Here is a 26,439-nt window from a genome sequence, read left to right on the forward strand (position 1 = left end):
GCGGCCCAAATATTTCTGAAAAGAAATTGTATTGGTACTGGATGAAACACACAGTCCATGCGTTCATGGAAAAAAGAACCCATGTCTTGGGAGGCGATGATGGACAAGACGGCGCGGCGGGGAATTTTCGGCGGCAGGACCGTCATGGCCGCTTGTCTGGCAGCGTCACTAGCCTTGCCGGGCTGCGCCGGCAACGGCAACGACGACATGGCGGGTGCCCTGCTGATCGGCGCCGCGGTGGTCGGGCTGGGCGTGCTGGCCGCCACCGCCGGGGACGACGACGATGGCGATCACGATCGCAACCGGCGCCACCGCGGCGGCTACGACAACGGCGGCTATCACGGCAACGGCTATGACAGCGGCTATCGCGGCGGCCGGGGCCGCGGCGGCTACGGCCGTTATGCCGGCAACGGCCAATGCGACGATGGGCGCTACCGCACGTCCAACGGCGGGCGGGCCGATTCCGGAACCGACGAGTGGGATTGCCGCCGCTTCGGCGACGGCCGCAAATGAGCGTCGGTCAACGCCGACGCCCTTCGAGATTCTTGCGGACGATGGCGGCGATGATCAGCAGGAAAGCCAGAAGGCGCAGCAGATAGACCCAGCTCTGCTCCTCGCGCTCAAGCCCGCCCAGCGCCAGGACGGTCTGGTTCAGCGCCAGCAGGGCGAAGGCAAGCGCGAAGCTGGCGAACAGCGCGTCGCGCGTCCGCCTCCAGAAGCTGAGGAAGAACAGCCCGGCGACCGCATAGAACGCCGCCAGCGCCCCGGTGAAGAAGCTTGAGGTGGTCGGCAGCATCACTCGGCATCCCAGATGAAGCCGTACAGCAGCACCCCGACGCCGGCCATGGCGGAGAACTGGCGCAGCGGCAGCAGATCGACCTGCGTCGGCAGGACCACCACGTCGATGAACAGCAGCAGGTTGTTGACCGCCAGCCCGACGAAGCACAGCGTGCTCCACAGCAGAAGCCGGCTGCGCGAGCGCAGATAGCTGCGCAACAGCAGGACCATGCACAGCAGGCTGGCGGCAAAGCACAGCAGATAGACCGCCGATTTCAGGACGTCCATCTCAGCGCTCCCCGTTCCCGATCTTGCCGCGAAGGGAACGGAACGTAGTCCTGACTCGGAAAGCGGCGGTCATTTCAGTCATCGATGTCAATCATTGAGGCGGAAACGGAAGGAATCGGCAAAGATTTGCACTTTGTTGCCGGGAGCCGAGAAGATCTCGCGGATGATGGCGGAGGGCCGGCTGGCATAGGCCTGCTCGATCTCCTCCACCCATTGGTCCAGAAGCGGGGCCGCCGGCTGGTAGCGGTGCCGGCCGTCCGCCAGCGCCACCAGCAGACCGGCGCCAAGGAAACCACCCAGCGCCTCCTGCACCACCACATCGCTGCCCCGCAGTTCACTCACCAGTTCACCATTGGACCAGTCGCGGTCGGGATTTCGGCGCAGAAGAAGAAGAAGTTCCAACGCCCAGACGGACCGGATCGAACCTCTGAGCAGGGTAAGCGCGTCTTCGGACAAAACCATGAACCAGAACCTGACCTGATATGCACGACCGGCGGCGCGGGGCGGCGCCGCCCTCCATCCCCCCTCATCGACCCCGGACGACCTCCGCCGGCCCGTCAGCCGGTACGTCCGATGGCACGAGGGGGCTCTGTACATCCAGCGCATGCCGCAGGGCACGGGCCAGAACACCGTCCCGGTACGGCTTCGCCAGCGTTTCCGCCCGGCTCAGCACGGCCCCCAGCACGGCACCGGGATCGGCACTGCCGTCGGTGGCGGTGGACGCGCCGGCCTCCGGCCCCGGCGCACTGGTTCCATTGGCATAACCCGACGCGAACAGGACGCGCAGCGAGGGGTGGCGGCGCAGCCCCTCCAGCGCCAGTTCGCGCCCGTTCAAGCCACCCGGCATGACGATGTCGGTGAACAGAAGGTCGACCGGCTGGCGGTCCAGCAGAGCGAGCGCCGCGGCGGCCCCGTCAGCCTCCAGCACGCGATAGCCAAGCGCCCCCACCGCCTGCACGGCGACGGCGCGCACGTCGGCGTCATCGTCCACCACCAGAACGGTCTCGCCGCGGCCGGCCAACGCCTCGTCGGTTCCATCCTCGTCGGAGGCCGGGCCATGCGCCGCGTCCATTGCCGCCCGCGGCAGATAGAGGCGGAAAGTGGTGCCGGACCCGGGGGTGCTGTCGATGCCGATCGCCCCGCCCGACTGCTTGACGAAGCCATGGATCATGGCAAGGCCGAGACCGGTGCCCTTCCCGGCCTCCTTGGTGGTGAAGAAGGGCTCGAAGGCGCGGTCCAGCACCTCGGGCGCCATGCCGCAGCCGCTGTCCGACACCGACAGCAGAATATAGTCTCCGGCCGGAACCGACATGCCGTGGGCGGTCACCGGCTCGGCGAAGCGGGTGTTCCCGGTGCGGATGCGCAGGGTGCCGCCGCCGGGCATGGCGTCGCGGGCGTTGATGACGAGGTTCAGCAGCGCCGATTCCGCCTGCGAGCGGTCGACCGCCGCGGTCCACAGCGGTTCGCCATCGGCCGGCTGCGCCTCGATGGCGATGGCGACGCCGCCGCCCAGCGTGCGCTCCATCAGCTCGCCCATCCCCGCGACCAGCGCGCCCAGATCCACCGGCTCCGGATGCAGCTGCTGGCGGCGGGCAAAGGTCAGCAGGCGCCGCGTCATGTCGGAGCAGCGCAGCGCCGCCTGCAGCGCCATCTCCGCCCGCCTGGCCGCCTTGGGATCGTCGGCGAGGCCGGGCACCAGCCGTTCCAGGCTGCCGATCACCACCATCAGCATGTTGTTGAAGTCGTGGGCGATGCCGCCGGTGAGCTGCCCGACCATCTCCATCTTCTGGGCATGGGCGAGCTGGTGCTGGGCCTGGCGCGTCTCGGTCACGTCGAGGATGGTGCCGAACAGTTCGGTCGGCACACCCTCCTCGTCGCGCACCAACACCGCCTGGTCCAGCAGATGGCGCTCGCCACCGTCCGGGCGACGCCAGCGATACTCCACCGTGGTCAGGCCGGTTTCGTGGATCGATTCCAGCTGACGCAGAACGCGGCCGCGGTCATCCGGATGCAGCCCCGATTCCCAGAAATGGGGATCCTCGGTGAACCGGGCGGCGGGACAGCCCAGCACCGTCTCCGTCGTGTCCGACAGGTAGCGGAACGGAATGCCCGGCGTCAGGTCGGCGGTGTAGAGCACGATGGGAAGCTGGCCCAGGATCAGCGCCTGCCGCTCCTCCGACCGGCGCAGCGCCTGTTCGGCCTGCCGCATCTCGCGCCGGACCCGCTCGTTCTCGTCCAGCAGGCGCTGTTTGGCCTCGACCTCGCGCTTCACCTCCTCGGTCTTGCGGTAGAGGTCGACGAAGACCGACACCTTGCATTTCAGGATCTGCGGGTCGACCGGCTTGAACATGTAGTCCACGGCACCGCTGGCATAGCCGCGGAAGATATGCGTCTCGTCCTTGTTGATGGCGGTCAGGAAGATGATCGGGATATGGCGCGACTTCTCCCGCAGGCGGATCAGTTCCGCCGTCTCGTAGCCGTCCATCCCCGGCATGTGGACGTCCAGCAGGATCAGGGCGAAGTCCTGGCGCAGCAGGTGCTTCAGCGCCTCCTCCCCCGACTTCGCCAGGACGAGCTGCGCCCCCAGATCCTCCAGCGTCTCGCGCACGGCGAACAGGTTCCGCGGGTCGTCGTCGACGACCAGGATGGCGACGTCGCACTTGTCGGGCTGCGGATATGAATCGGTGGTCATGATCCCGCTTTCCCATCCCGCAGGAGCGGCGGCCTGCAGCACCGGACCGCCGGCAGGAGCGGCCGCCGGCAAGGGCGGCGTCGCATCGGGCGCCATGGCCGGCGCGCAGAGCGCCGGACGGACGGTGTCTCCGTCGGGCGGCTGGAAACTGGTGGTGCCGAGCAGTCGCGACCGGCGGGCCGCCGGCACCGGGAAGGCCGGCGGCTGGGAAAATGGCACGCGCCGCGCCGCCCGCGCCGGTCTCGACGTCCGCCGGGTCATGCCGAAGCTCCGCCGCGCGGTTGCGGCCTGCCGCCCTTGGCGGTCCAGATGCGCAGCAGGGAGAGCAGATGATCGATGTCCACCGGCTTGGCGATGTAATCGGTCGCCCCCGCCTCGATGCATTTGTCGCGGTCGCCCTTCATCGCCTTGGCGGTGACGGCGATCATCGGCAGGCCGCGGAACTCGTCGATGCTGCGGATCGTGCGCATGGTCTCATAGCCGTCCATTTCCGGCATCATGATGTCAACCAGCACGACGTCGACCGCCGGGTCGGCGCGCAGCCGCTCGATCCCCTCTCGGCCGCTTTCGGCATGCAGGACTTCGATCTTGTGGGCCTCCATCACGCTGGCGAGCGAGAAGATGTTGCGGATGTCGTCGTCGATCACCAGCACCCGCTTGCCGGCCAACGCCGGGTCGTGCTGGCGCAGGTCGAGGATGCTGCGGCGCTTCTCGTCGGGCAGCCGGTCGACGGCCCGGTGCAGGAACAGCGCGGTTTCGTCCAGCAATCCGGCCGGCGAGCGGGCGTTCTTCAGCACCACCGTCTCGGCCAGGCGGCGCAGCCGCGCCTCGTCCTCCACCAGGATGTCGGGGGCGGCATAGACCACCACCGGCATCCAGGCGAGCGTGTCGCGGGTGCGCAGCCATTCGACCAGCTCGAAATCCGCCTGGGACGGGCCGGCCAGGGTCGGGCTCGACAGATCGAGCACCATGCAGTCGAAGCGGTCGGCGGTCAGCGCCGCCATCGCCGCCTCGATCGAGGTGACGGTGTGCGTCTCCACATCGCCGTTGCCGATCAGGGCGGCGACGGCGCCCGGCTGCAGGCTGTCCTTCTCCACCACCAGCAGCTTGCGGTGATCGCGCTCCTTGAAGCTCTTCACCCGGTTCAGGGCATCGAAGATCGCCTCGCGCTCCACCGGCTTTTCCGAATAGTCGAAGGCGCCCATCGACAGGCCGCGCCGCCGCTCGTCCTTGGCGGAGATGACGTGGACCGGGATGTGGCGGGTCTGCGGATCGCGTTTCAGCAGGTCGAGCAGCGCCCAGCCGTCCATGTCCGGCAGCCCGATGTCGAGCAGGACGGCGTCCGGCCGGTATTTGCGCGCCAGCGGCAAGGCCGCCGCCCCGCCGCTGGACAGCAGGGTGCGGAAGCCCTTCTCCCGTGCCAGATCGATCAGGATCGACGCGAAGGTGTTGTCGTCCTCGACGATCAGCACCACCGGCTCGCCGGGGCGCAGGCGCTCGCGGTCGTCGCCGGCCGGCTGCAGGTCGAGGAGGGCCAGCCCCTCCTGCGGACCGGAGGCCACCACCGGCCGGGTCGCCGTCTCCGTCCGCTTGGGCAGGAGCCCGGCCGACGGCATGGCGGCGCTGGCTGCGGCGATGGCGGAAGCTCCCAGCGGAACGGCGGCATCGGCGACGATGTCGTAGCTGCGCGGAACGAAGAGCGTAAAGGCGCTGCCCTTGCCGGGCGTGCTGGCGACACGGATCTCGCCGCCCAGCAGCCGGGCGATCTCGCGGCTGATCGACAGGCCGAGGCCGGTGCCGCCGTATTTGCGGCTGGTGGTGCCGTCGGCCTGCTGGAACGCTTCGAAGATGATGCGCTGCTTGTCCTCCGGGATGCCGATGCCGGTGTCGATGACGGTGAAGGCCAGCACCGACGAGGCCGCGTCGAGCGTCGGGTGCGCCGCGCTCCACCCTCCCGTCGCCGGGGCGACGCGGAAGGTGATGCCGCCGCTCTCGGTGAACTTGAAGGCATTGGACAGCAGGTTGTTCAGCACCTGGGCCAGCCGCTTCTCGTCGGTCTGGACGCTGGCGGGCAGTGCGGCGTCCATCTCGATGGTGAAGTCCAGCTTCTTCTCCTGCGCCAGCTGCGAGAAGGTGCGCTCGACATGGTTGCGCAGGTCGCCCAGCACGACCTCGCCGATCTCCAGAGTCACGGTGCCGGACTCGATCTTCGACAGGTCGAGGATGTCGTTGATCAGGCCCAGCAGGTCGGAACCGGCGGAATGGATGGTGCGGGCGAACTCCACCTGACGGTCGGACAGGTTGGTGTCGGGGTTGTCGGCCAGCAGCTTGGACAGGATCAGCAGGCTGTTCAGCGGCGTGCGCAGCTCGTGGCTCATGTTCGCCAGGAACTGCGACTTGTATTTGGAGGTCAGGGAAAGCTGTTCGGCCTTCTCCTCCAGCGCCGCCTTGGCGAACACGACCTCGCGGTTCTTGCGCTCCACCTCGATGTTCTGCTTCTCCAGCTGCTCGGCCTTCTCCTCCAAAGCCTCGTTGGTGGTGGTCAGCTTCTCCTGCTGGGCCTTCAGCAGCTCTTCCGACTTGCGCAGCGAGGCGGCCTGCTGTTCCAGCCGCTCGTTGGTGGTCGTCAGCTCCTCCTGCTGGCTCTGCAGCTCGGTGGTCAGGCGCTGCGACTGCTTCAGCAGGCCTTCGGTGCGCATGTTGGCGGCGATCGTGTTCAGCACGATGCCGATGCTCTCGGTCAGCTGTTCCAGGAAGCTCTGGTGCGTCTCGCTGAAGCGGCCGAAGCTCGCCAGTTCGATCACCGCCTTCACGTCGTCCTCGAACAGCACCGGCAGGACGATGATGTTCAGCGGCGGCGCCTCGCCGAGGCCCGAGCTGATGGCGACATAGTCGCGCGGCACGTTGGTCAGCAGGATGCGCTTCTTCTCGTAGGCGCACTGCCCGACCAGGCCTTCCTTCAGGTGGAAACGGTTGGACAGGTTCTTGCGCTCCTTCAGCGCGTAGGAGGCGACCAGCTCCAGCAGCGGCTCGTCGCGGTCGCGGGTGGCGACGTAGAAGACGCCGTGCTGGGCGTTCACCAGCGGCGCGATCTCCGACAGGATCATGTTGGAGACGGTGACCAGATCGCGTTCGCCCTGCAGCATGCGGGTGAATTTCGCGAGGTTGGTCTTCAGCCAATCCTGTTCCGCATTCTTCAGCGTCGTGTCGCGAAGGTTGCGGATCATCTCGTTGATGTTGTCCTTCAGCGCCGCGACCTCGCCCATCGCCTCGACGGTGATCGAGCGGGTCAGGTCGCCCTTGGTCACCGCGGTGGCGACCTCGGCGATGGCGCGCACCTGGGTGGTCAGGTTGGCGGCCAGCTGGTTCACGTTTTCCGTCAGATCCTTCCACAGCCCGGCGGCGCCCGGCACGCGGGCCTGACCGCCCAGCTTGCCTTCGATGCCGACCTCGCGGGCCACGTTGGTGACCTGATCGGCGAAAGTCGCCAGCGTGTCGATCATGCCGTTGATGGTGCTGGCCAGCGCCGCGATCTCGCCCTTGGCGTCCACCGCCAGCTTGCGCTTCAGGTCGCCGTCGGCGACCGCGGTGACGACGCTGGCGATGCCGCGCACCTGGCCGGTCAGGTTGGCCGCCATCATGTTCACGTTGTCGGTCAGATCCTTCCAGGTGCCGCCGACACCCTCGACCTTGGCCTGACCGCCCAGCTTGCCTTCCGAACCCACCTCGCGCGCCACGCGCGTCACTTCCGAGGCGAAGCTGTTCAGCTGGTCCACCATGGTGTTGATGGTGGATTTCAGTTCGAAGATTTCGCCCTTCACGTCGACGGTGATCTTCTTCGACAGATCGCCCTTGGCGACCGCCGTCGTCACTTCGGCGATGTTGCGGACCTGACCGGTCAGGTTGGCCGCCATCATGTTGACGTTGTCGGTCAGATCCTTCCAGGTGCCGGCAACCCCCTTCACCTGGGCCTGACCGCCCAGCTTGCCCTCGATGCCGACCTCGCGCGCCACGCGGGCGACTTCCGAGGCGAAGCTGTTCAGCTGGTCCACCATGGTGTTGATGGTGGATTTCAGCTCCAGGATCTCACCCTTCACGTCGACGGTGATCTTCTTCGACAAGTCGCCGTTGGCGACCGCCGTCGTCACCTCGGCGATGTTGCGCACCTGACCGGTCAGGTTGGTCGCCATCGCGTTCACGTTGTCGGTCAGATCCTTCCAGGTGCCGGCAACCCCCTTCACCTGGGCCTGACCGCCCAGCTTGCCTTCCGAACCCACTTCGCGCGCCACGCGCGTCACCTCCGAGGCGAAGCTGTTCAGCTGGTCCACCATCGTGTTGATGGTCGACTTCAGCTCCAGGATCTCGCCCTTCACGTCGACGGTGATCTTCTTCGACAGGTCGCCGTTGGCGACCGCCGTCGTCACTTCGGCGATGTTGCGCACCTGACCGGTCAGGTTGGTCGCCATCGCGTTCACGCTGTCGGTCAAATCCTTCCAGGTGCCGCCGACGCCCCGGACCTGCGCCTGGCCGCCCAGCTTGCCTTCCGAACCCACCTCGCGCGCCACGCGCGTCACCTCCGAGGCGAAGCTGTTCAGCTGGTCCACCATCGTGTTGATGGTGTTCTTCAGCTCCAGGATCTCGCCCTTCACCGGCACGGTGATCTTCTTCGACAGATCGCCGTTGGCGACCGCGGTGGTGACGTCGGCGATGTTGCGGACCTGGCCGGTCAGGTTCGCCGCCATCAGATTCACGCTGTCGGTCAGATCCTTCCAGGTGCCGCCGACGCCCTCCACCTTGGCCTGACCACCCAACTTGCCTTCGGAGCCCACCTCGCGCGCCACGCGCGTCACTTCCGAAGCAAAGCTGTTCAACTGGTCCACCATGGTGTTGATGGTGGATTTCAGCTCAAGGATCTCGCCCTTCACGTCGACGGTGATCTTCTTCGACAGGTCGCCCGTCGCGACGGCGGTGGTGACGTCGGCGATGTTGCGGACCTGACCGGTCAGGTTGGCCGCCATCATGTTCACGCTGTCGGTCAGGTCCTTCCACGTACCGCCGACGCCCTGCACCTGGGCCTGGCCGCCCAGCTTGCCTTCCGAACCCACCTCGCGCGCCACGCGCGTCACTTCCGAAGCGAAGCTGTTCAGCTGGTCCACCATGGTGTTGATGGTGGATTTCAGCTCCAGGATCTCACCCTTCACGTCGACGGTGATCTTCTTCGACAGGTCGCCCTTCGCGACCGCCGTCGTCACTTCGGCGATGTTGCGGACCTGACCGGTCAGGTTTTCCGCCATCATGTTCACGTTGTCGGTCAGATCCTTCCAGGTGCCGCCGACGCCCTCGACCTTGGCCTGGCCGCCCAGCTTGCCTTCGGAGCCCACCTCGCGCGCCACGCGCGTCACTTCCGAGGCGAAGCTGTTCAGCTGGTCCACCATGGTGTTGATGGTCGACTTCAGCTCCAGGATCTCGCCCTTCACGTCGACGGTGATCTTCTTCGACAGATCGCCCTTCGCGACCGCCGTCGTCACCTCGGCGANATCGCCCTTCGCGACCGCCGTCGTCACCTCGGCGATGTTGCGGACCTGACCGGTCAGGTTCGCCGCCATCACATTGACGTTCTCGGTCAGATCCTTCCAGGTGCCGGCGACGCCCTTCACCTGGGCCTGACCGCCCAGCTTGCCCTCGATCCCGACCTCGCGCGCCACGCGCGTCAGCTCGGTGGTGACGGTGACGAGCTGATCCACCATGGTGTTGACGTTGCGGGCGGTGCGCAGGAACTCGCCCTGCAGGGGGCGGCCTTCGATTTCCAGCGCCATGGTCTTGGACAGGTCGCCCTTGGCGACGGCGCCGATGACGCGGGCGATTTCCGTCGTCGGCTGGATCATATCGCCGACCAGCGTGTTGATGCTGTCGACGCAGGTTTCCCAGCCGCCGGACGCATTGTTCAGCTTGGCCCGCTGGCTGATGCGCCCTTCCTTGCCGATGGCGACGCTGAGCCGGCTGACCTCGGTGGTCAAGTTCTGGTTCAGTTCCACCACGTCGTTGAAGGCAGCGGCGATCTCGCCATCGATGCCCGTCAGGTCGAGCGGCAGCCGCACCGAGAACTCGCCCTTGCGCAGTTGCCGCAGGGCCATCAGCAGAACCTTCGGATCCAACGCGTCCGCGGTCTCGACCATCGCCGTCATGCCATTCCCCAATCCGCGCGCCTGCCCACCATGGACCGCGCTTCGCCCATCGTTCAGGACCGCTCCCCAGCGCGGTCGAAGAAAATGCAAGCCACCACAACCGGAAAATCGAATGCCCCACACAGGACCCTGCGCACCCCACCCCAGCCTGGCGAGTGACAGCGCAGTCCTACAGTCCCGCACGATGAAGTAAAGGCGATTCGGGTCAATTTAGCCTTTCGTAGATATCTGGAGTTCCCGCCTAAGGGCTATGCCTATGACTTAGGGCTGATATCGACGTTTCTTGGGCTTGGCGTGCTTTGTCACGCCTTTACCCCTATGGGCTGGCTGCCATCCAACGGTCAGGAGTCGGAACGATTCATCGGTCCGCGTCGTTATGGATCCACCCAAGGCGGGACTTTTCGGCACCAGCCATTTCCCGCGGGGTGAAATAAATCCGACCGTCATCACAGCCCGGGGCTTGGCGATGAATCTATGGACATTTACCATGCAGGCGTCGATGTGCTGCATGTTCTCTTGGATGCGCGCCTGCCATCAAGGCATGACCTTGGCCCAATCTTTCGCCGAGATGCCCAGGCTGCCGATGCTCGGTCCGCCGCGCCCACCGGCCGACATCCTGCCTTTTCCGGCTGCGCGTGCGGCGCGCGGCGGCGGATTCGGCGGACCGGCGGTGGTGATCCCCCTCGGCCGGCGCTGATCCGGCGCGAATCGTCCCTTCAACATGCCCGCTCACGCAATCGTGTAGATCGCGTGATTTGCCGACGGCCTGCCGTGGACCTATGGTTAGTGGCAGGAATGGTCCGTTCGGGAGAGGGTCGATGCTGTTCAAGTTTCCCACCGCGTCGCAGGCACGCGAGGACGAGGTGACGCCGCGGGAGTTGTTCCTGTCGCGCCGCAGCCTGATGGTCGGTGGCGCCGCCGCACTGGCGTTGGGCAGCCTGCCGATCTGGAGCCGCAACGCGTGGGCCGCCGCCTTCGAGGCGCAGACCACGATCAAGCCGGCCGATCCGAAGTTCGATCCGACCACGCCGATGAAATCGGCCACCACCTACAACAACTTCTACGAATTCGGCACCGGCAAGAGCGATCCCGCCGAGAATGCCGGCACCTTGAAGACCCGGCCCTGGGAAATCGCCATCGGCGGCGAGGTCGCCAAGCCGATGACCATCGGCATCGAGGACCTGCTGAAATTCCCGATGGAAGAGCGCATCTATCGCCTGCGCTGCGTCGAAGGCTGGTCGATGGTGATCCCCTGGGTCGGCTTCCCGCTGGCCGAGCTGCTGAAGCGGGTCGAGCCGACCGCGAACGCCAAATACATCGCCTTCCAGACCCTGAACGACCCGAAGCAGATGCCGGGCTTGCGCTCCTGGGTGCTCGACTGGCCCTATACCGAGGGGCTGCGGCTGGACGAAGCGATGCACCCCCTGGCCCTGCTGGCCGTCGGCATGTATGGCGAGGTGCTGCCCAACCAGAACGGCGCCCCGATCCGGCTGGTGGTGCCGTGGAAATACGGCTTCAAGTCGATCAAGTCGATCGTCAAGATCACGCTGGTGAAGGACCAGCCGGCGACCGCCTGGAACAAGTCGCAGCCACGCGAATACGGCTTCTACTCCAACGTCAATCCGGAGGTCGACCATCCGCGCTGGAGCCAGGCGACGGAGCGGCGGGTCGGCGACTTCTCCCGCCGCAAGACCCTGCCCTTCAACGGCTACGGCGAAGAGGTCGCATCGCTCTATTCCGGAATGGACCTGAAGGCGAATTACTGACCATGTCCACCCCCATCTCCCCGGAGGCCGCCACCCGCGGAATCGACTTTCGCGGCGCCGCCAACACGGCACTCGGGTCACGCTGGGCCAAACCCGCCGTCTTCACGCTGGCCCTGGTCCCGCTGGTCTGGACCGTCTGGCTCGCCTATACGGGCGAGCTGGGGGCGGAGCCGGTGCTGGAAAGCGTGAAGGCCAGCGGGCTGTGGGCCCTGCGCTTCCTGCTGATCGCGCTGGCGCTGACGCCGCTGCGGATGCTGACCGGGGTGGCAGGGCTGGCGCGGTTCCGCCGGATGCTGGGGCTCTTCGCCTTCTTCTATGCGCTGGTCCATCTGTCCACCTACATCGGACTGGACCAGTTCTTCGACTGGGCGGCGATCTGGAAGGAGATCGTCAAGCGGCCCTACATCACCGTCGGCATGGGCGCCTTCCTGATCCTGACGGCTCTGGCCGCCACCTCGACCAACGGGATGGTGAAGCGGCTGGGCGGCAAGCGCTGGCGCGCCCTGCACCGGTGCGTGTTCGTCGCCGGGCTGGCCGGCTGCCTGCACTTCGTCATGCTGGTGAAGGGCTGGCAGACGGCGCCGCTGGTCTATGGGCTGATCTGCATCGGGCTGCTGGCCTTCCGCCGCTGGCCGGTCCGGCTCGGGCAGCGGAAGGATACGCGGCAGGCCAGGACGGCCTCGGTTAGAGTGCGGTCGGTTCAGACCGGGTCCTCTGAAGCGTGACTCGCCCGGAAAATCAAACGATCGGCGTCGAGCGGATGCTTCAACAAGCATCCGCTCGACGTTAAAACACCGCCCGCAGCAGCCCCACGGTCCGGCGAAGCGCCAGCACGGCACTTTCCGGATGGAAGCTCCCCCGCTCGTCGCAGTTGAAGCCGTGGCCGGCGGGATAGACATGGACCGGCACCCACGGATAACGCGACCGCACGCCCTCGGCGACCGACAGCGGGATCCCGTGGTCCTGCTCGCCGAAATGCAGCAGCGTCGGTACGCGCGGGGCGCTGTCCAGCGTCTTGCCGATCTCCCCGCCGTAATAGCCGATCGCCGCGCGAACCGGCAGCGTCGCAGCCGCGGCCCAGGCGATGCTGCCGCCCCAGCAATAGCCGACGATGGCCGCCGACCCGTCACCGCCCAGGTGGGCCAGTGCCGCAGCGACGTCCTGCAGGGCATCGGCGGTCGACACCGCCCCCTTCAGCGCGATGCCCCGCTGGATGCCGGCATCGTCATAGGGCAGTTCCACCCCACGTTCGGCCCGGTCGAACAGGTCCGGCGCCACGGTGGTGAAGCCCTGCTGGGCGAAGCCGTCGCACACGTTGCGGATGTGATGGTTGATGCCGAAGATCTCCGGCGCCACGATCAGGCGGCCGATCTCCTCGACCTTGGCCGGCGCCCGATAGGCGCGCATCCGGTGGCCGTCCGCCGCCGTCAGCTCGATCCAACCGGCCGCTTGGCCCATGATGGCGTCATTCATGTCCCGAACCCTCATCTCGCAAGACCGTCCAGGCGGTCATTGCCCGCAATCATAAGGCTCTGGAACAGCGTGGCAATCGGCGACTGAGCAGCAGGCCGGCGCGATGGTCATATTCCCTTCCATCCATATTCTTGTTTCGCGATCGGTTCCATCAGCGAACCTGCGCTCACCCACCCAGCCCGTCGTGGCTGTGGATGGCGGCTGCCGCTCCGGACCGGACGTCACGGATCAGGATGGGACTGGCTGGACGAGGGGACGTGAAGGTGGCGTCTTCGACGATCCGCTTGTCAAGGGCGATTTTCGCTATCAACGTTCTGTAATCGCCCTTTCCGGCTGAAATTGCGTTGTTTCAGCTACTTATCGTCAGCAAAACAAATCATTTGCGAGCAAATGTACGAACTGGTACGTTTGTGTCTACAAACAAATTGCCGCTGCCCAAGGGACTGCCATGCCGTCCAGCGCTCTGACCTTCAAGAAATCGATCGCCACCGTCTCACTCAGCGGCACCCTGCCGGAGAAGCTCGAGGCTGCCGCCGCCATCGGCTTCGACGGGGTCGAGATCTTCGAGAACGACCTGCTGACCTTCGACGGGTCGCCGGCCGACGTCCGCCGCATCGCCTCGGGACTGGGGCTGGAGATCGCCATCTTCCAGCCTTTCCGCGATTTCGAGGCGATGCCCGACCCGATCCGGGTTCGCAACCTCGATCGCGCCGAACGCAAGTTCGACGTGATGCAGGAGCTCGGCACCGATCTCGTGCTGGTCTGCTCCAATGTCCAGCCGGCCGCGATCGACGACCCGGCCCGCGCCGCCGCCGACCTCGCCGAGATGGCCGAGCGGGCGCACCGCCGGGGCTTGCGCGTCGGCTACGAGGCGCTGGCCTGGGGGCGGCACGTCAACCGCTGGCGTCAGGCCTGGGACATCGTCCGGCAGGCCGACCACCCGGCCCTGGGGCTGATCGTCGACAGTTTCCATACGCTGGCGCTGGACGACGACCCGTCCGGCATCGCCGAGCTGCCGGGCGACCGCATCTTCTTCGTCCAGCTGGCCGACGCGCCGAAACTGTCGATGGACGTGCTGTCCTGGAGCCGGCATTTCCGCAACTTCCCCGGACAGGGTGCCCTGCCGGTCCAGGGATTCCTGGATGCGGTGCTGAGGTCGGGCTATCGCGGACCGCTGTCGCTGGAAGTCTTCAACGACGAGTTCCGCGCCGCGCCGGCCCGCCTGACCGCACTCGACGGGCTGCGCTCGCTGATCCATGCGGAGGCGGAAGCCGGCCACGGTTCCGGTTTGCCCGCCCCGCCGGTCTGTTCCGGGATCGAGTTCCTGGAATTCGCCGTCGATGCCCCGGCGCGCGAGCGGCTGTCCGGCCTGCTCTCCTCGCTGGGCTTCCACCATGCCGGCCGCCACCGCTCCAAGGATGTCGATCTCTACCGGCAGGGCGGCGTCAACCTCGTGCTGAACAGCGAGGAGGACTCCGCGGCGTCCGAACATTTCCAGATGCATGGCCCCTCGGTCTGCGCCATGGCCTTCAAGGTCGACGACGCGGCCCGCGCCATCGCCCGCGCCGAGGCGCTGCGCTGCGTGCTGTGGCGCGAGCGGGTCGGCGACGGCGAACGCCGCATCCCGGCTCTGCGTGCGCCCGACGGCACGCTGATCTACCTGGTCGACGACAAGGAAGCCCGGCGCAGCATCTGGGAGGACGACTTCCACCTGTTCGCCGAACTGCCGTCGGCAACGCAGCCCCTGCTCGGCATCGACCATGTCGCCCAGGCCCTGCCCTTCGGCCGGATGGACAGCTTCGTGCTGTTCTACCGCACGGTCTTCGGCTTCGTGCCGGAAAGCCTGTGGGAGCTGCCCGACCCCTACGGCCTGATCCGCAGCCGGGCGCTGGTGAGCCCGGAGGCCGAGCCCGGCCATGGCGTCCGGCTGCCGCTGAACATCTCCGAAAGCCGGCGCACCGCCACCGGCCGCTTCGTCAGCGCGACCTCCGGGGCCGGCGTCCATCACGTCGCCTTCGCCACCGCCGACGCCGCCACCCTGGTGGAGGACCGGCTTGCCGCCGGCGCGCCCTTCCTGCCGATCCCCGCCAATTACTACGACGATCTGGCGGTCAAGCATCCGCTGGACGACAAGGCGCTGGACGGGCTGAAGCAGCGCGAGCTGCTGTATGACCGGGACGGCCAAGGGGAGGCGGGCGGCGAGTTCCTGCATGCCTACACCGACAGCTTCGACGACCGCTTCTTCTTCGAGGTTGTGGAACGGCGCGGCGGATACCGCCAGTTCGGTGCCGTCAACGCGGCCATCCGCATGGCGGTGCAGGCGCAGCTCCGCGAGGGCGCCCGGCCCGAGCTCTATCTCGACTGAAAATGAACGAAACAGTGCGTTTATCCGGAGATGCCTGCCGATGAGCCGCCCGATCCTGGTCCTGAACGGACCCAACCTGAACCTGCTGGGCAAGCGCGAGCCCCACATCTACGGGCATGAGACGCTGGCCGATGTCGAAGCGGACTGCCGGCGCACCGGCGGGACCCTGGACCTCGCAGTCGAGTTCCGCCAGTCCAATGCCGAACATGTCCTGATCGACTGGATCCACGAGGCACGCGAGACGGTGGACGGGCTGGTCATCAACCCGGCCGGCCTGACCCACACCTCGGTGTCGCTGATGGACGCGCTGTCGGCCTGCGCCTTCCCGATCCTGGAGGTTCACATCTCCAACATCCACCGGCGCGAGGAATTCCGCCATTTCTCCTATGTCTCGCGCGTCGCCGCCGGGGTGATCTGCGGTTTCGGCACCCAGGGCTACACGCTGGCCCTGCAGCGGATGGCCCGCCTGCTGGAGACCGCCCCGCGATGAACGCCATCTCCCGATCAATACCGGCAGCCCCCGTCGCCACATCCATTCTCGCCGGGCTGATCGGCGCCGGCATCCAGGCTTCCCGCACCCCGGCGATGCACGAGCGCGAGGCGGATGCGCTCGGTCTCCGCTGCCTCTACCGGCTGATCGACCTCGACCGCCTCGGCCTCGGCCCCGATGCGCTGCCGGAACTTTTGTCGGCAGCCGAGCGGCTGGGCTATACCGGCCTGAACATCACCTATCCCTGCAAGCAGGCCGTCATTCCGCTGCTGGACGAGCTGTCGGACGACGCCCGCGCCATCGGCGCCGTCAACACCGTCGTGCTGAAGGACGGCCGGCGGGTCGGTCACAACACCGATTGCTCCGGTTTCGCCGAAGGCTTCCGCCGCGGCCTCGGCAGCGTGCCGATGGACCGGGTGGTGCTGCTCGGCGCCGGCGGGGCCGGGGCGGCGGTCGGCCATGCCGCCTTCCATCTCGGGGCCGGCCGGCTGGACATCTTCGACGCCGAGCCGGCACGGGCGGCAGCGCTGGCCAACCAGATCAACGACCGCTTCGGCGCCGGACGGGCCCTTGCGATCACCGGCCAGGACGGCCTGCGCGGCGCGGTGGCCGGGGCGGACGGGCTGATCCACGCCACGCCCACCGGCATGGCGAAGTTCCCGGGCCTGCCGCTGCCGGCCGACATGCTGCACCCCCGGCTGTGGGTGGCGGAGATCGTCTATTTCCCGTTGGAGACCGAACTTCTGCACACCGCGCGGGCGATCGGCTGCCGGACGTTGGACGGCGGCGGCATGGCGGTTTTCCAGGCGGTGGATGCCTTCCGCCTGTTCACCGGGGTTTCTCCCGATGCCGAACGCATCCGCGCGCATTTCGCGTCGATGGACGCCAAGGCGCCAGCCACTTGATACTCGACCCCAATCGACACGAAGAAGCCGGCAGGACCGCCGGCACGGGGAGGACCGCATGAGACCGCTGGTCGAGGCCTATTTCACCCTCATCAAGATCCTGATGGCGCTGTGCATGGCCGGCATGGTCGTGCTGGTGTTCGGCAATGTCGTGCTGCGCTACGCCTTCAACAGCGGCATCACGGTGTCGGAGGAGTTGTCGCGCCTGTTCTTCGTCTGGATGTGCTTCCTCGGCGCCATCCTGGGCCTGCGCGAGCACGCGCATCTGGGGGTGGACGCCCTGGTGGCGCGATTGCCGCGGACCGGCAAGATGGCCTGCGCGGTGCTCAGCTGCGGGCTGATGCTGTGGGTCACCTGGCTGGTGCTCCAGGGAAGCTGGACCCAGACCCTGATCAATTGGAGCGCCCAGGCACCGGCCACCGGCCTGTCGATGGGCTTGCTGTACGGCATCGGCGTGGTGTTCGGCCTGTCGACCGGCGCCATCCTGCTGCACGAGCTGTATCTGCTGCTGACGGGCAAAATCTCCGACGGCGACCTCGTGATGGTCTCGGAATCGGAGGATCTGCCGGAGGCGACAGCCCATGGCGCCCACACCGGCGGACACCGGACGCATCAGGGCACCAAACGGGATGTGGTTCCGCCGCTGCCCTCCGCCACCGCCTCCAGCCGCTGAGGAATCCGGGCCATGACCATCGCCATCTTCCTCGGCTCCCTGCTGGGCGCCATGGCCATCGGCATGCCGATCGCCTATGCCCTGCTGCTGTGCGGCGTGGCGCTGATGATCCAGCTCGACCTGTTCGACGCGCAGATCGTGGCGCAGAACCTGATCAACGGTGCCGACAGCTTTCCCCTGATGGCCGTGCCCTTCTTCATGCTGGCCGGCGAAATCATGAACACCGGCGGCCTCGCCAAGCGCATCGTCAACCTCGCCATGGCGATGGTCGGCCATATCCGCGGCGGGCTGGGCTACGTCGCCATCCTGGCGGCGACGGTGATGGCGAGCCTGTCCGGCTCCGCCGTGGCCGATGCCGCGGCGCTCGCCACCCTGCTGGTGCCGATGATGGTGGCCGCCGGCCATGACCGCAACCAGTCGGCCGGCCTGATTTCCGCCAGCGCCATCATCGCGCCGATCATCCCGCCGTCCATCGGCTTCGTCATCTACGGCGTGGCCGGCAACGTCTCGGTCACCAAGCTGTTCCTGGCCGGCATCTTCCCCGGCATCCTGCTGGCCGTCGGCCTGTGCGGCGCCTGGTGGTATGTGTCGCGCAAGGAGAACCTGACCCCGCCGCCGCGCCGTTCGCTGCGCGAGGTGCTGGCGATCCTGCGCGAAGGCGTGTGGGCGCTGATGCTGCCGGTGATCATCATCGTCGGCCTGAAGTTCGGCGTCTTCACCCCAACCGAGGCCGCCGTGGTCGCCGCCGTCTATTCGCTGTTCGTTGCCGTCTGCGTCTATCGCGAAATGTCGGTGGCCGACATCTATCCGGCCCTGCTGGGAGCGGCGAAGACGACCAGCGTCGTCATGTTCCTGGTGGCGGCGGCGCTGGTGTCGTCCTGGCTGATCACCGTCGCCAACCTGCCGGGCATGGTGACCGACCTGCTGGAGCCGCTGATGGACAGCCCGACCCTGCTGCTGTTGGCGATGATGGCGCTGGTGGTGGCGATCGGCACGGCGATGGACATGACGCCGACCATCCTGATCCTGACGCCGATCCTGGTCCCGGTGTGCAAGCAGGCCGGAATCGACCCCGTCTATTTCGGTGTGCTGTTCATCATCAACAACGCCATCGGCCTGATCACGCCCCCGGTCGGCACCGTGCTGAATGTGGTCTGCGGCGTCTCGAAGGTGAGCATGGAGGGCGTCATCCGGGGCGTCTGGCCCTTCATGCTGGTGCAGCTCTTCGTCCTGTTCCTGCTGACCCTGTTCCCGTCGCTGGTCATGGTGCCGGCCGCCTGGCTCAGCCACTGATCCGCTCTCCAGTTCCCTGCTCTCTCAAGAAAAAATCCGGAGGAAACCCTATGAAGACGCGCATGAAGTCCCTGCTCGCCGGCCTGCTGCTGCCCGGCCTGCTGTTCGCCGGTGCCGCCGGTGCCGCCGAGTACAAGGACCGGTCGGTGAAGTTCGCCTTCCAGAACGTCAAGGAGCACCCGCAGGGCCAGGGCGCCCAGAAATTCGCCGACATCGTCGAGGCCAAGAGCGGCGGCAAGATCAAGGTGAAGCTGTTCCCCGGCGGCACGCTGGGCGGCGACGTGCAGACCGTCTCGGCGATGCAGGGCGGCATCGTCGAGATGTCGGTGATGAATGCCGGCATCCTCGTCAGCCAAGCCAAGGAATTCGCCCTGGTCGACCTGCCCTTCCTGTTCAACAGCGCGACCGAGGCCGACGCCCTGCTGGACGGCCCGGTGGGCGAGCAGCTGATGGCCAAGCTGCCGGAGAAGGGGTTGGTCGGGCTGGGCTTCTGGGATCTGGGCTTCCGCAACCTGACCAACAACCGCCGGCCGGTGAAGACCGCCGCCGACATCGCCGGCCTCAAGATCCGGGTGATCCAGACGCCGATCTACATCGACATCTTCAAGGCGCTCGGCGCCAACCCGGTTCCGCTGGCCTTCCCCGAACTCTACAGCGCGCTGGAGACCGGCACCGTCGACGGGCAGGAGAACCCGGCCAAGACCATCGAGCTGACCAAGTTCAACGAAGTCCAGAAATACATGACGATCACCCGGCACATCTACAATCCGCAGTCTCTGATCGTCTCCAAGAAGTTCTGGGACACGCTGAACGCCGACGAGAAGGCGCTGTTCCAGAGCGCCGCCGCCGAAGCCACCGTCTTCCAGCGCAAGCTGTCGCGCGATCAGGAAGCCGACGCGCTGGCCTCGCTGAAGTCCAAGGGCATGGTCATCGACGAGCTGCCGGCCGACGAACTCGGCAAGATCCGCGAGAAGGTCAAGCCGGTGGTCGAGAAGTACAAGGGCGAGATCGGCGAGGCGCTGGTCAGCCAAGCCTATGCGACGATCGAGAAGAAGCGCGCATCCAACTGACGCGCAAGGCGACGGGGGGAGCGGGCACGCATCCGCTCCCCACTCCGGGATTGAGCTTTCGTCCGAGTTCGTTCATCACCAGCAACGGAGGCGCCGGCGCGCCGCATCAGCATGGGACAGGGAATGAGCGCGGACGACGCGACCGAGACGAACCGCAAGGCCAAGCCAAGTCGGAAGAACGACCCCGAAGGCACCCGCCAGGACATACTGGAGGTCGCGACGGAGGAATTCTCCTCGCTGGGCTTCAGCGGCGGCCGGGTCGACGCGATCGCCGCGCGCACCCGCACCACCAAGCGCATGATCTATTATTATTTCGGCGGCAAGGAGGAGCTGTATCTTGCCGTGCTGGAGAAGGCCTATGGCGACATCCGCGCCATCGAGAACCAGCTGAACCTGCAGGACCTGGAACCGGAGGCGGCGATCCGCGCGCTGATCGACTTCACCTTCGATTACCAGGAGCGGCACGAGGACTTCATTCGTCTGGTGAGCATCGAGAACATCCACCACGCCGAACACATGAAGAAATCCAAGGCGATCCGCAACCTCAACATCACGGTCATCGACACGCTGGCCCGCATCCTGGAGCGCGGCCGGGCCGGCGGCGTCTTCAAGGCGGATATTCAGCCCATCGACCTGCATCTGATGATCAGCGCCTTCTGTTTCTTCCGCGTCTCCAACCGCCACACCTTCAATCTGATCTTCCACCAGGATCTGGCCGCCACCGATACGCGCGCCCGCCACAAGCGGATGATCGGCGACGCCATCGTCAGCCTGCTGAAGGCCGAAACACCCGCCGCCTGACCCTGTCGGCACTTCGCCTCGACGGGGACCGGGATGGCGACGGCGATCCCGGTCCGGAGCCTGTCGTCGACGTGGCGAACCGCCAGCACGGCCGACTTGGCACCCCCAAGAGCAAAATCCCAATTCAGTCCCGAGCTGGGCATGAGGCGCTTCCCGGATGCGCAATCTGCGCTACTCTGGCGGGGTTGAACGCCACGCTCCGCGACGCCACGCCATGCCGACCGCCCTGCTCCTCACCCGCGCCCTCCACCTGCGTTTCCGGTGGCCGGTCCGATTCCGCGTCGCCGCGCCGCTTCTGCTGCTGGCCCTGCTGTCGGCCGCCGCGGCATCGGCCCAGACACCATCGCCGCAAACACCATCGACCGAGACATCATCGCCGCAGGCTCCACCCGCCGCTGCGGCGCCACCTCCGGCCTCCACGAGCGCTGCCGACGGCCTGATGATGCTGATGCTCAGCGAGGGGCGCGACCGCATGGCGGGATTCCGCGGCAAGCTCGCCAAGCGATTGCGCGCCACGCCGGAAATCCCCTCGGCCATCGCGACGACCCTGGCGGCCCAGAGCCCGACCGGCGAGCCCGTCCATTTCCTGCGGATCATCGGCCTGATCATCGCCTCGATGGCGGTCGGCCATGGCGCGCAGCATCTCGTCTACGAGCGGCCCGTCGCCCGCCGCCTGCTGCCGCGTCCCGCCGAACCAAGGCCGGGCGGGTCGGTGCTGGCCGCCCGGTTTCCCCGCCTGGTGGCCCACACGCTGCTGACGCTGGGCGGCATGATCCTCGCTACCGTGATCGGCTTCGGGCTCGCCACCGCGCTGACCCCCGAGCCGACACCGATGACCGAGAAGACCGCCATCCTCACCGGCGTCGGCTATCTGCTGGTCTGGGCCATCGCGCTGTTCTGGCGGCTGGTGCTGCCCCCCGGTACGGCGATGGGCCTGGGGACTGGCCCTGGAACCGGCCCGGGGATTGGCCGGGGGGCGGATGACGGGCTGGCCCCGGCCGTCCGCCGGATGCGGCGCGACCTGACCGCCAGCGGCGCCTTCGGCGTCGCCCTGATGATCGCCACCATCTGGCTGGAGGCGCTGGGGATGCCCTACGATCCCCATGCGGTGCTGGTGGCGCTGTTCGGCCTGCTGACCGTGCTGGCGACGCTCGGCGCGCTGTATGCCAACCGGCGGACGGTCGACCGCGCGTTCCTCGCCGGCCGACCGGCCGGAACGGTCGCCACGCTGGAGCGGCTGACCCTGCGCCTGTGGTTTCCGGTGGTGGTGGTCTATTTCGCCTACGCCTGGGCCACGCTGGTCAACCGCCTTATCCTGGGCTGGCCGACCGAACTGCCGCTGCTGCTCGGGGCCTACACCGTGGCCGGAGCGATCCTGGCCGTCTACGCCACCGTCACCTACGCCACCGAATGGCTGTTCCACCAGCGGCGGACCCTGTGGCGGCCGCTGGATGACGGCAAGGACGGGGACCGCGACGACACCGGCGAGCCCGCGGACGCCCCGCGCGCCGCCACCCTCGACAGCTACGAGGCCCTGGCCCGGCGGGTGGCCGGCATCCTCGCCGCCGCGGCCGGGGTGGCGGTGACCCTGTCGGTGTGGAACGTCCCGCGCATGCACGGCGATGCCGCCGATCGTCTCGTCAGCATCATGACGGTCTGCCTGATCGGCTACGTCGCCTATCATGGCGTCCGCATCGGCATCGACCGCCGGATCGCCGAGGAAGGCCCGGTGCCCGGCACCGTTCCCGGCGACGAGGGGAGCGGCCACGGCTCGGCCAGCCGGCTGGCGACGCTGCTGCCGCTGGTGCGCAACTTCTTCCTGCTGTCGATCGTCGGCGCGATCCTGATCAGCGTGCTGATGGAGCTTGGGGTCAACATCGCGCCGCTGTTCGCCGGAGCCGGCATCGCCGGCATCGCCATCGGCTTCGGTGCGCAGACGCTGATCCGCGATATCTTCTCAGGCGCCTTCTTCCTGATCGACGACGCCTTCCGCAAAGGCGAGTACATCGAGATCGGGTCGATCCGCGGCACGGTGGAGAAGATCTCGGTGCGATCGATGCAGCTCCGCCACCATCGCGGGCCGCTGCACACCGTTCCCTTCGGCGAGATCCACCAGCTGACCAACTATTCGCGTGACTGGGTGATCATGAAGCTGCCGCTGCGCATCACCTACGACACCGATGTCGAGAAGGTCCGCAAGCACATCAAGCAGCTCGGGGAGGCGCTGCTCGACGATCCGGACCTGGGACCGAAGTTCCTGCAGCCGCTGAAGTCGCAGGGCGTCATCCAGATGGAGGATTCGGCGATGATCCTCCGCGTCAAGTTCATGACCCGGCCCGGCGACCAGTGGGAGATCCGCAAGCGGGTGTTCCAGGAACTCCATGCCCTGTTCCGCCGGGAGGGCATCCGCTTCGCCCACCGCGAGGTGACGGTCCGCTTCGCCGCCGAGGCGACGGCGACCGACCCCACCGGTGGCCCGATCGGGGAAGAGGCGCGAACCCTGGCCGCCGGCGCCGTCCTTCACACGCTCGGCGAGGACGCCTTGGACGCCGAGGCTGCGGCCGGCCGGCGCAAGGGCGCGCTGTAGCAGGCCCAAGCCCTCGGCCGGACCCTAAGCGTCGGGCGACGTCTGGCGATCGGCGATTCCGACGTCACGCGATCCGATCCGACACCTCCGACCGGATACCGTGAAAAAGGCCGGCGCCCCACTGAGGCGCCGGCCTTCCATGTCCAGTCCGACGCCGGTCAGATCGAGATGCGCAGGGATTCGCGGTTGACCGGCGCGGCGTCGGGAGCGGTCATCGGGCGCGGCGGCACGGCCGGGCGCATGCCGGCGGGCGGCTGGCCCGGGGCGGAGGCGCCGGCGGTCGGAGCCTGGGGAGCCGCGGTCTGCGGGGTACCCGGATGCGGCTGGGTCGCCTGCTGGGCGGCGATGAACTCGCCCTGCGCGGTCAGGCCGCTGGCGACGTTGCGGTTGACGTTGACCAGCATGTCGATCTTGCCGAAATCGAGGTCGATCAGACGGTTGGTCGTTTCGCGGTCGACCAGCAGCGACAAGGCCGCGATGTTGGTCCGGACTTCCGGCGGATGGCCGCAATCCTCTTCGGTGATCGCCGCCTGGAAGATGGTCCACAGGCGCTGGTTCAGCTGAAGAGCTTCACGGAAGGCCTTTTCGTCCTTGGCATGGCTGGCGGCGATCATGCGGCGTGCCGCTTCCGCCAGGGCCCACGCCTCGACATCGCGCGGATTGTCCGAGGTCGGCTTGTTGGCATAGGTGGGAGTCGGCTTCATTCCAAACCCTCGGGGGAAAACCCATCCGGTGGGGCGGACCTGCCCCTTTGCTTCGTCCCGGAAGTGTCGGTTATCCGGCCGGCTTTGTCAACGCGACGGGGGTAGTTCGGCAGCTGCGGTGGACCCTGACGCAAACTGGTCACAAGTTCTATGCGTTTCGGACAGGAGCGCCTCGGCCGCCTCGGCCACCCGATCCTCGCCGATGCCGTCCATCAGGCCTCGGGCATCGGGGTCGGCGGCGACCCGGGCCAGCAACTCCGCCTGGGGAATGTCGCCGGTCACCACTCGCCCATGCGGCCCCCAGGGGCCGTAGATGGCGGGATAGCCGGGGCCGAACAGCCCGACGGTCGGCACCCCGGCCGCCGCGGCGATGTGCATCAGCCCGCTGTCGTTGCCGACATAGAGCGCTGCCCGCTCCAGGCAGGCGGCGGCGGCCATCGGGTCGGTGCGGCCGGTCAGGTCGATGGCGCGCGGCCCCAGCGCGTCCAGCACCGGGCGCGCCCGGTCCCGTTCCGGCCCGGCTGCCAGCACCGCCACCCGCGCACCCGCCAGCGGCCCGCCGTCGCGGGTCAGCCGCAGGGCCAGCCGGGCGAAACGGTCGGCCGGCCATTCCTTGCCCAGCCAATTGGCCGTCGGGCCGATGGCGAGGAAGGATTCGGTTCCGGCGGGGATGAGGGCGTCGGCCTGTCGCCTCGCGGCCTCATCGATCCACAGGCGGGGGGCCGGCGGCGGCGCCAGGCCAAGCACGGCGGCATTCTCCTCCACCTTGTGCATCGGGCGGGCCGCCTTGGCATGGAAGGCGCGGCGGCGCGCCGGCACCAGCCGCCCGACCGCCGAGTTGCGGAGGTCGACCACCAGATCCCAGCGCGTCGCCACGCAGTCCAGCCACAGCCGCAGCCAGTGCCGCGCATAGGACCGCTTCGCCAGCGGGATCAGCCGTTCCAGCCCCGGCACCGACCGGAACAGCGGCGCCGGAAGCGGTCCGCAGGCGATGGTCAGCCGCGCGTCGGGATGGGCCTCGGTCAGATGGCCGAGCAGCCCGGTCGACAGCACGGCGTCGCCCAGCCGGTTGGAGGTGATGAAGAGGATGCGGCTCATGAGGCCCGCCCGGCGGCGGCGGCGTCCGGAGCCCCCTGCCGGCGGCCGGGCCGCAGGCTCAGGCCCCGCGACATCACCCACAGGGCCGGCAGCAAGACCAGCAGCGGCATGGCGTACATCAGCGGCACGAACACCGTCGCCTTGCCGGCGAGGCTGGTCAGGCCCAACGCCGCCGACTGCAGCCCCATCACCAGCAGCACGGCGATGGTGACGCGGGAGGATTGGCCGCGCCGGTTGAACTCTCCCGACAGCAGGGCCGCCAGCGCGACCAGCGCATAGGACAATGCCAGCAGCGGCGAGGAGAAACGATGGTGCAACTCGGCGATCAGGCCGCGGCGCATGCGGTCGTCCTGGGCGGGAACGTTGCCGTCCATCAGCTCCGCCGTGGTGCGTTCACGGGCGTCGGGCCAGCGCTCCGCCGCCTGGGGCGCCACCGCCTTCAGGTCCACCGCATAACGGTCGAAGAACAACTGCGACAGCCGGTTGGTCTTACGGTCCAGCTCCTGCCGGTTGCCGTCGTAGACGACGAAGCGCGTGCCGTCCGGCCCGGTCTGCATCACCGCGCGGTCGCCCATGATCGTCACCGGCTTGTCCGGCTGGCGGCCGTCATGGATCAGCACCTTGTGCAGGTTGCCGTCGGAATCGCGGTCGCGCAGGAAAACGCTGAAGCGCTCGCCGACCTCGTTGAACACGCCTTCGCGCAGGAACAGCTGCGAATAATCGCTGCGCACGGTGTATTCCATCCGCACCAGCTCGCGGTGGGCGGCCGGGGTGATCCAGACGTTCAGCGTGAAGACGACGACCGTCACCGCCACCGCCAGGACCAGCGCCGGCTTCGACAGCGAGAAGGGCCCGACCCCCGCCGCCCGCATCACCACCAGCTCGCTGTCGGTCGCCATCTTGTTGTAGGTGAACAGGATGGCCCCAACCAGCGCCAGCGGCAGCACGATGCCGAGGAAGGTGGGCACGGTGAGCAGCAGCAGCCACAGGAACATGCCCATCGGCGCGCCGGCGCTGACCACGATCTCGATCAGGCGCAGCGACTGGCTGAGCCAGATGGTCAGCGTCAGGCCGGCCGTCGAATAGAGCGTGGCGATCAGCAGGTTGCGGAACAGGTACCGTTGCAGTCGGTTCATGGAAATCGGCCGGGGGCTGTATACGCGCGGCAAGCTGACCGCCCCGGACCGCCGGGTCAAGCATTGAAAACCGGCGGTACCAGCACGGGGTGCCTCGCCCCTCCAAGAAACCGCCGATATCCGTCCGGGAAAGCGC

21 protein-coding genes are annotated in these 26,439 nt (G+C 67.5%); 12 read left to right on the forward strand and 9 right to left on the reverse strand.

From position 1 onward, the window contains the following. Positions 1–81: 81 nt before the first annotated feature. Positions 82–513, forward strand: coding sequence for a hypothetical protein (locus tag JHL17_RS34680; RefSeq protein ID WP_247894032.1), 432 nt, complete (start codon positions 82–84; stop codon positions 511–513). 7 nt (positions 514–520) lie between these two features. On the opposite strand, the gene JHL17_RS34685 is transcribed toward JHL17_RS34680, so the two are convergent. The 5 genes from JHL17_RS34685 to JHL17_RS34705 form a co-directional block, all read right to left on the reverse strand. Beyond that, positions 521–796 (reverse strand): DUF5985 family protein, encoded by a 276-nt coding sequence (locus tag JHL17_RS34685; RefSeq protein ID WP_200199211.1) that lies wholly within the window; start codon positions 794–796, stop codon positions 521–523. Beyond that, positions 796–1,065, reverse strand: coding sequence for a DUF5985 family protein (locus JHL17_RS34690; RefSeq protein ID WP_200199212.1), 270 nt, complete (start codon positions 1,063–1,065; stop codon positions 796–798). The genes JHL17_RS34685 and JHL17_RS34690 overlap by 1 nt, the downstream gene beginning before the upstream one ends. An 87-nt stretch (positions 1,066–1,152) precedes the next feature. Then, positions 1,153–1,527 carry a hypothetical protein gene (locus tag JHL17_RS34695; protein ID WP_200199213.1) on the reverse strand — a complete coding sequence of 125 codons (375 nt, stop codon included), beginning with the start codon at positions 1,525–1,527 and terminating at the stop codon, positions 1,153–1,155. 64 nt (positions 1,528–1,591) lie between these two features. Further along, entirely contained in the window at positions 1,592–4,018 is a 2,427-nt protein-coding gene (locus JHL17_RS34700; protein WP_247894033.1) for a response regulator, read from the reverse strand. Next, positions 4,015–9,942: a HAMP domain-containing protein gene (locus tag JHL17_RS34705; RefSeq protein ID WP_247894034.1), complete on the reverse strand. Its 5,928-nt coding sequence runs from the start codon at positions 9,940–9,942 to the stop codon at positions 4,015–4,017. The genes JHL17_RS34700 and JHL17_RS34705 overlap by 4 nt, the downstream gene beginning before the upstream one ends. A 487-nt stretch (positions 9,943–10,429) precedes the next feature. On the opposite strand from JHL17_RS34705, the gene JHL17_RS34710 reads away from it, so the two are divergent. The 3 genes from JHL17_RS34710 to JHL17_RS34720 all read left to right on the forward strand — a co-directional run bounded on the left by JHL17_RS34710 (position 10,430) and on the right by JHL17_RS34720 (position 12,433). Beyond that, positions 10,430–10,639, forward strand: a complete 210-nt coding sequence (locus JHL17_RS34710; RefSeq protein ID WP_200199214.1) for a hypothetical protein — start codon at positions 10,430–10,432, stop codon at positions 10,637–10,639. Positions 10,640–10,760: 121 nt separating this feature from the next. Further along, the gene (msrP, locus tag JHL17_RS34715; protein WP_200199215.1) at positions 10,761–11,708 is read left to right on the forward strand and encodes a protein-methionine-sulfoxide reductase catalytic subunit MsrP; all 948 of its coding nucleotides are present in this window, start codon (positions 10,761–10,763) and stop codon (positions 11,706–11,708) included. 2 nt (positions 11,709–11,710) lie between these two features. Beyond that, a complete protein-coding gene (locus tag JHL17_RS34720; protein WP_247894035.1) occupies positions 11,711–12,433 on the forward strand; it encodes a protein-methionine-sulfoxide reductase heme-binding subunit MsrQ in 723 nt (240 codons plus the stop codon). A gap of 61 nt (positions 12,434–12,494) precedes the next feature. Here the strand turns inward: JHL17_RS34720 and JHL17_RS34725 are convergent, their stop codons facing one another. Then, a complete protein-coding gene (locus tag JHL17_RS34725) occupies positions 12,495–13,181 on the reverse strand; it encodes a dienelactone hydrolase family protein (RefSeq protein WP_200199216.1) in 687 nt (228 codons plus the stop codon). A 448-nt stretch (positions 13,182–13,629) separates the two neighbouring features. Between JHL17_RS34725 and JHL17_RS34730 the strand changes: the two genes are divergently transcribed. The 8 genes from JHL17_RS34730 to JHL17_RS34765 all read left to right on the forward strand — a co-directional run bounded on the left by JHL17_RS34730 (position 13,630) and on the right by JHL17_RS34765 (position 23,365). Then, positions 13,630–15,546: a bifunctional sugar phosphate isomerase/epimerase/4-hydroxyphenylpyruvate dioxygenase family protein gene (locus tag JHL17_RS34730; RefSeq protein WP_200199217.1), complete on the forward strand. Its 1,917-nt coding sequence runs from the start codon at positions 13,630–13,632 to the stop codon at positions 15,544–15,546. Between the two features lie 40 nt (positions 15,547–15,586). Further along, positions 15,587–16,036 (forward strand): type II 3-dehydroquinate dehydratase, encoded by a 450-nt coding sequence (gene aroQ / locus JHL17_RS34735; RefSeq protein WP_200199218.1) that lies wholly within the window; start codon positions 15,587–15,589, stop codon positions 16,034–16,036. Further along, on the forward strand, positions 16,033–16,941 hold the full coding sequence (locus JHL17_RS34740; protein ID WP_200199219.1) for a shikimate dehydrogenase: 909 nt from the start codon (positions 16,033–16,035) through the stop codon (positions 16,939–16,941). Before aroQ ends, JHL17_RS34740 begins: the two co-directional genes overlap by 4 nt. A 58-nt stretch (positions 16,942–16,999) precedes the next feature. Further along, positions 17,000–17,614 carry a TRAP transporter small permease gene (locus tag JHL17_RS34745; protein ID WP_200199220.1) on the forward strand — a complete coding sequence of 205 codons (615 nt, stop codon included), beginning with the start codon at positions 17,000–17,002 and terminating at the stop codon, positions 17,612–17,614. 12 nt (positions 17,615–17,626) lie between these two features. Beyond that, a complete protein-coding gene (locus JHL17_RS34750; RefSeq protein WP_200199221.1) occupies positions 17,627–18,907 on the forward strand; it encodes a TRAP transporter large permease subunit in 1,281 nt (426 codons plus the stop codon). A gap of 50 nt (positions 18,908–18,957) precedes the next feature. Further along, positions 18,958–19,977: a TRAP transporter substrate-binding protein gene (locus JHL17_RS34755; RefSeq protein ID WP_200199222.1), complete on the forward strand. Its 1,020-nt coding sequence runs from the start codon at positions 18,958–18,960 to the stop codon at positions 19,975–19,977. A 123-nt stretch (positions 19,978–20,100) separates the two neighbouring features. Then, complete coding sequence (locus JHL17_RS34760; protein WP_200199223.1) at positions 20,101–20,778, forward strand: TetR/AcrR family transcriptional regulator; 678 nt, start codon at positions 20,101–20,103, stop codon at positions 20,776–20,778. 214 nt (positions 20,779–20,992) lie between these two features. Next, entirely contained in the window at positions 20,993–23,365 is a 2,373-nt protein-coding gene (locus JHL17_RS34765) for a mechanosensitive ion channel family protein (RefSeq protein ID WP_200199224.1), read from the forward strand. A gap of 158 nt (positions 23,366–23,523) precedes the next feature. On the opposite strand, the gene JHL17_RS37820 is transcribed toward JHL17_RS34765, so the two are convergent. From JHL17_RS37820 to lptF, 3 genes are all read right to left on the reverse strand, one after another. Continuing rightward, the gene (locus tag JHL17_RS37820; protein ID WP_200199225.1) at positions 23,524–24,069 is read right to left on the reverse strand and encodes a flagellar biosynthesis regulator FlaF; all 546 of its coding nucleotides are present in this window, start codon (positions 24,067–24,069) and stop codon (positions 23,524–23,526) included. Between the two features lie 87 nt (positions 24,070–24,156). After that, a complete protein-coding gene (locus JHL17_RS34775; RefSeq protein WP_200199226.1) occupies positions 24,157–25,167 on the reverse strand; it encodes a glycosyltransferase family 9 protein in 1,011 nt (336 codons plus the stop codon). Further along, positions 25,164–26,303 carry an LPS export ABC transporter permease LptF gene (gene lptF / locus JHL17_RS34780; RefSeq protein WP_200199227.1) on the reverse strand — a complete coding sequence of 380 codons (1,140 nt, stop codon included), beginning with the start codon at positions 26,301–26,303 and terminating at the stop codon, positions 25,164–25,166. Before lptF ends, JHL17_RS34775 begins: the two co-directional genes overlap by 4 nt. Between the last annotated feature and the right edge of the window lie 136 nt (positions 26,304–26,439).

It is taken from the genome of Azospirillum endophyticum (assembly GCF_016595245.1).
Taxonomy (GTDB): domain Bacteria; phylum Pseudomonadota; class Alphaproteobacteria; order Azospirillales; family Azospirillaceae; genus Azospirillum; species Azospirillum endophyticum.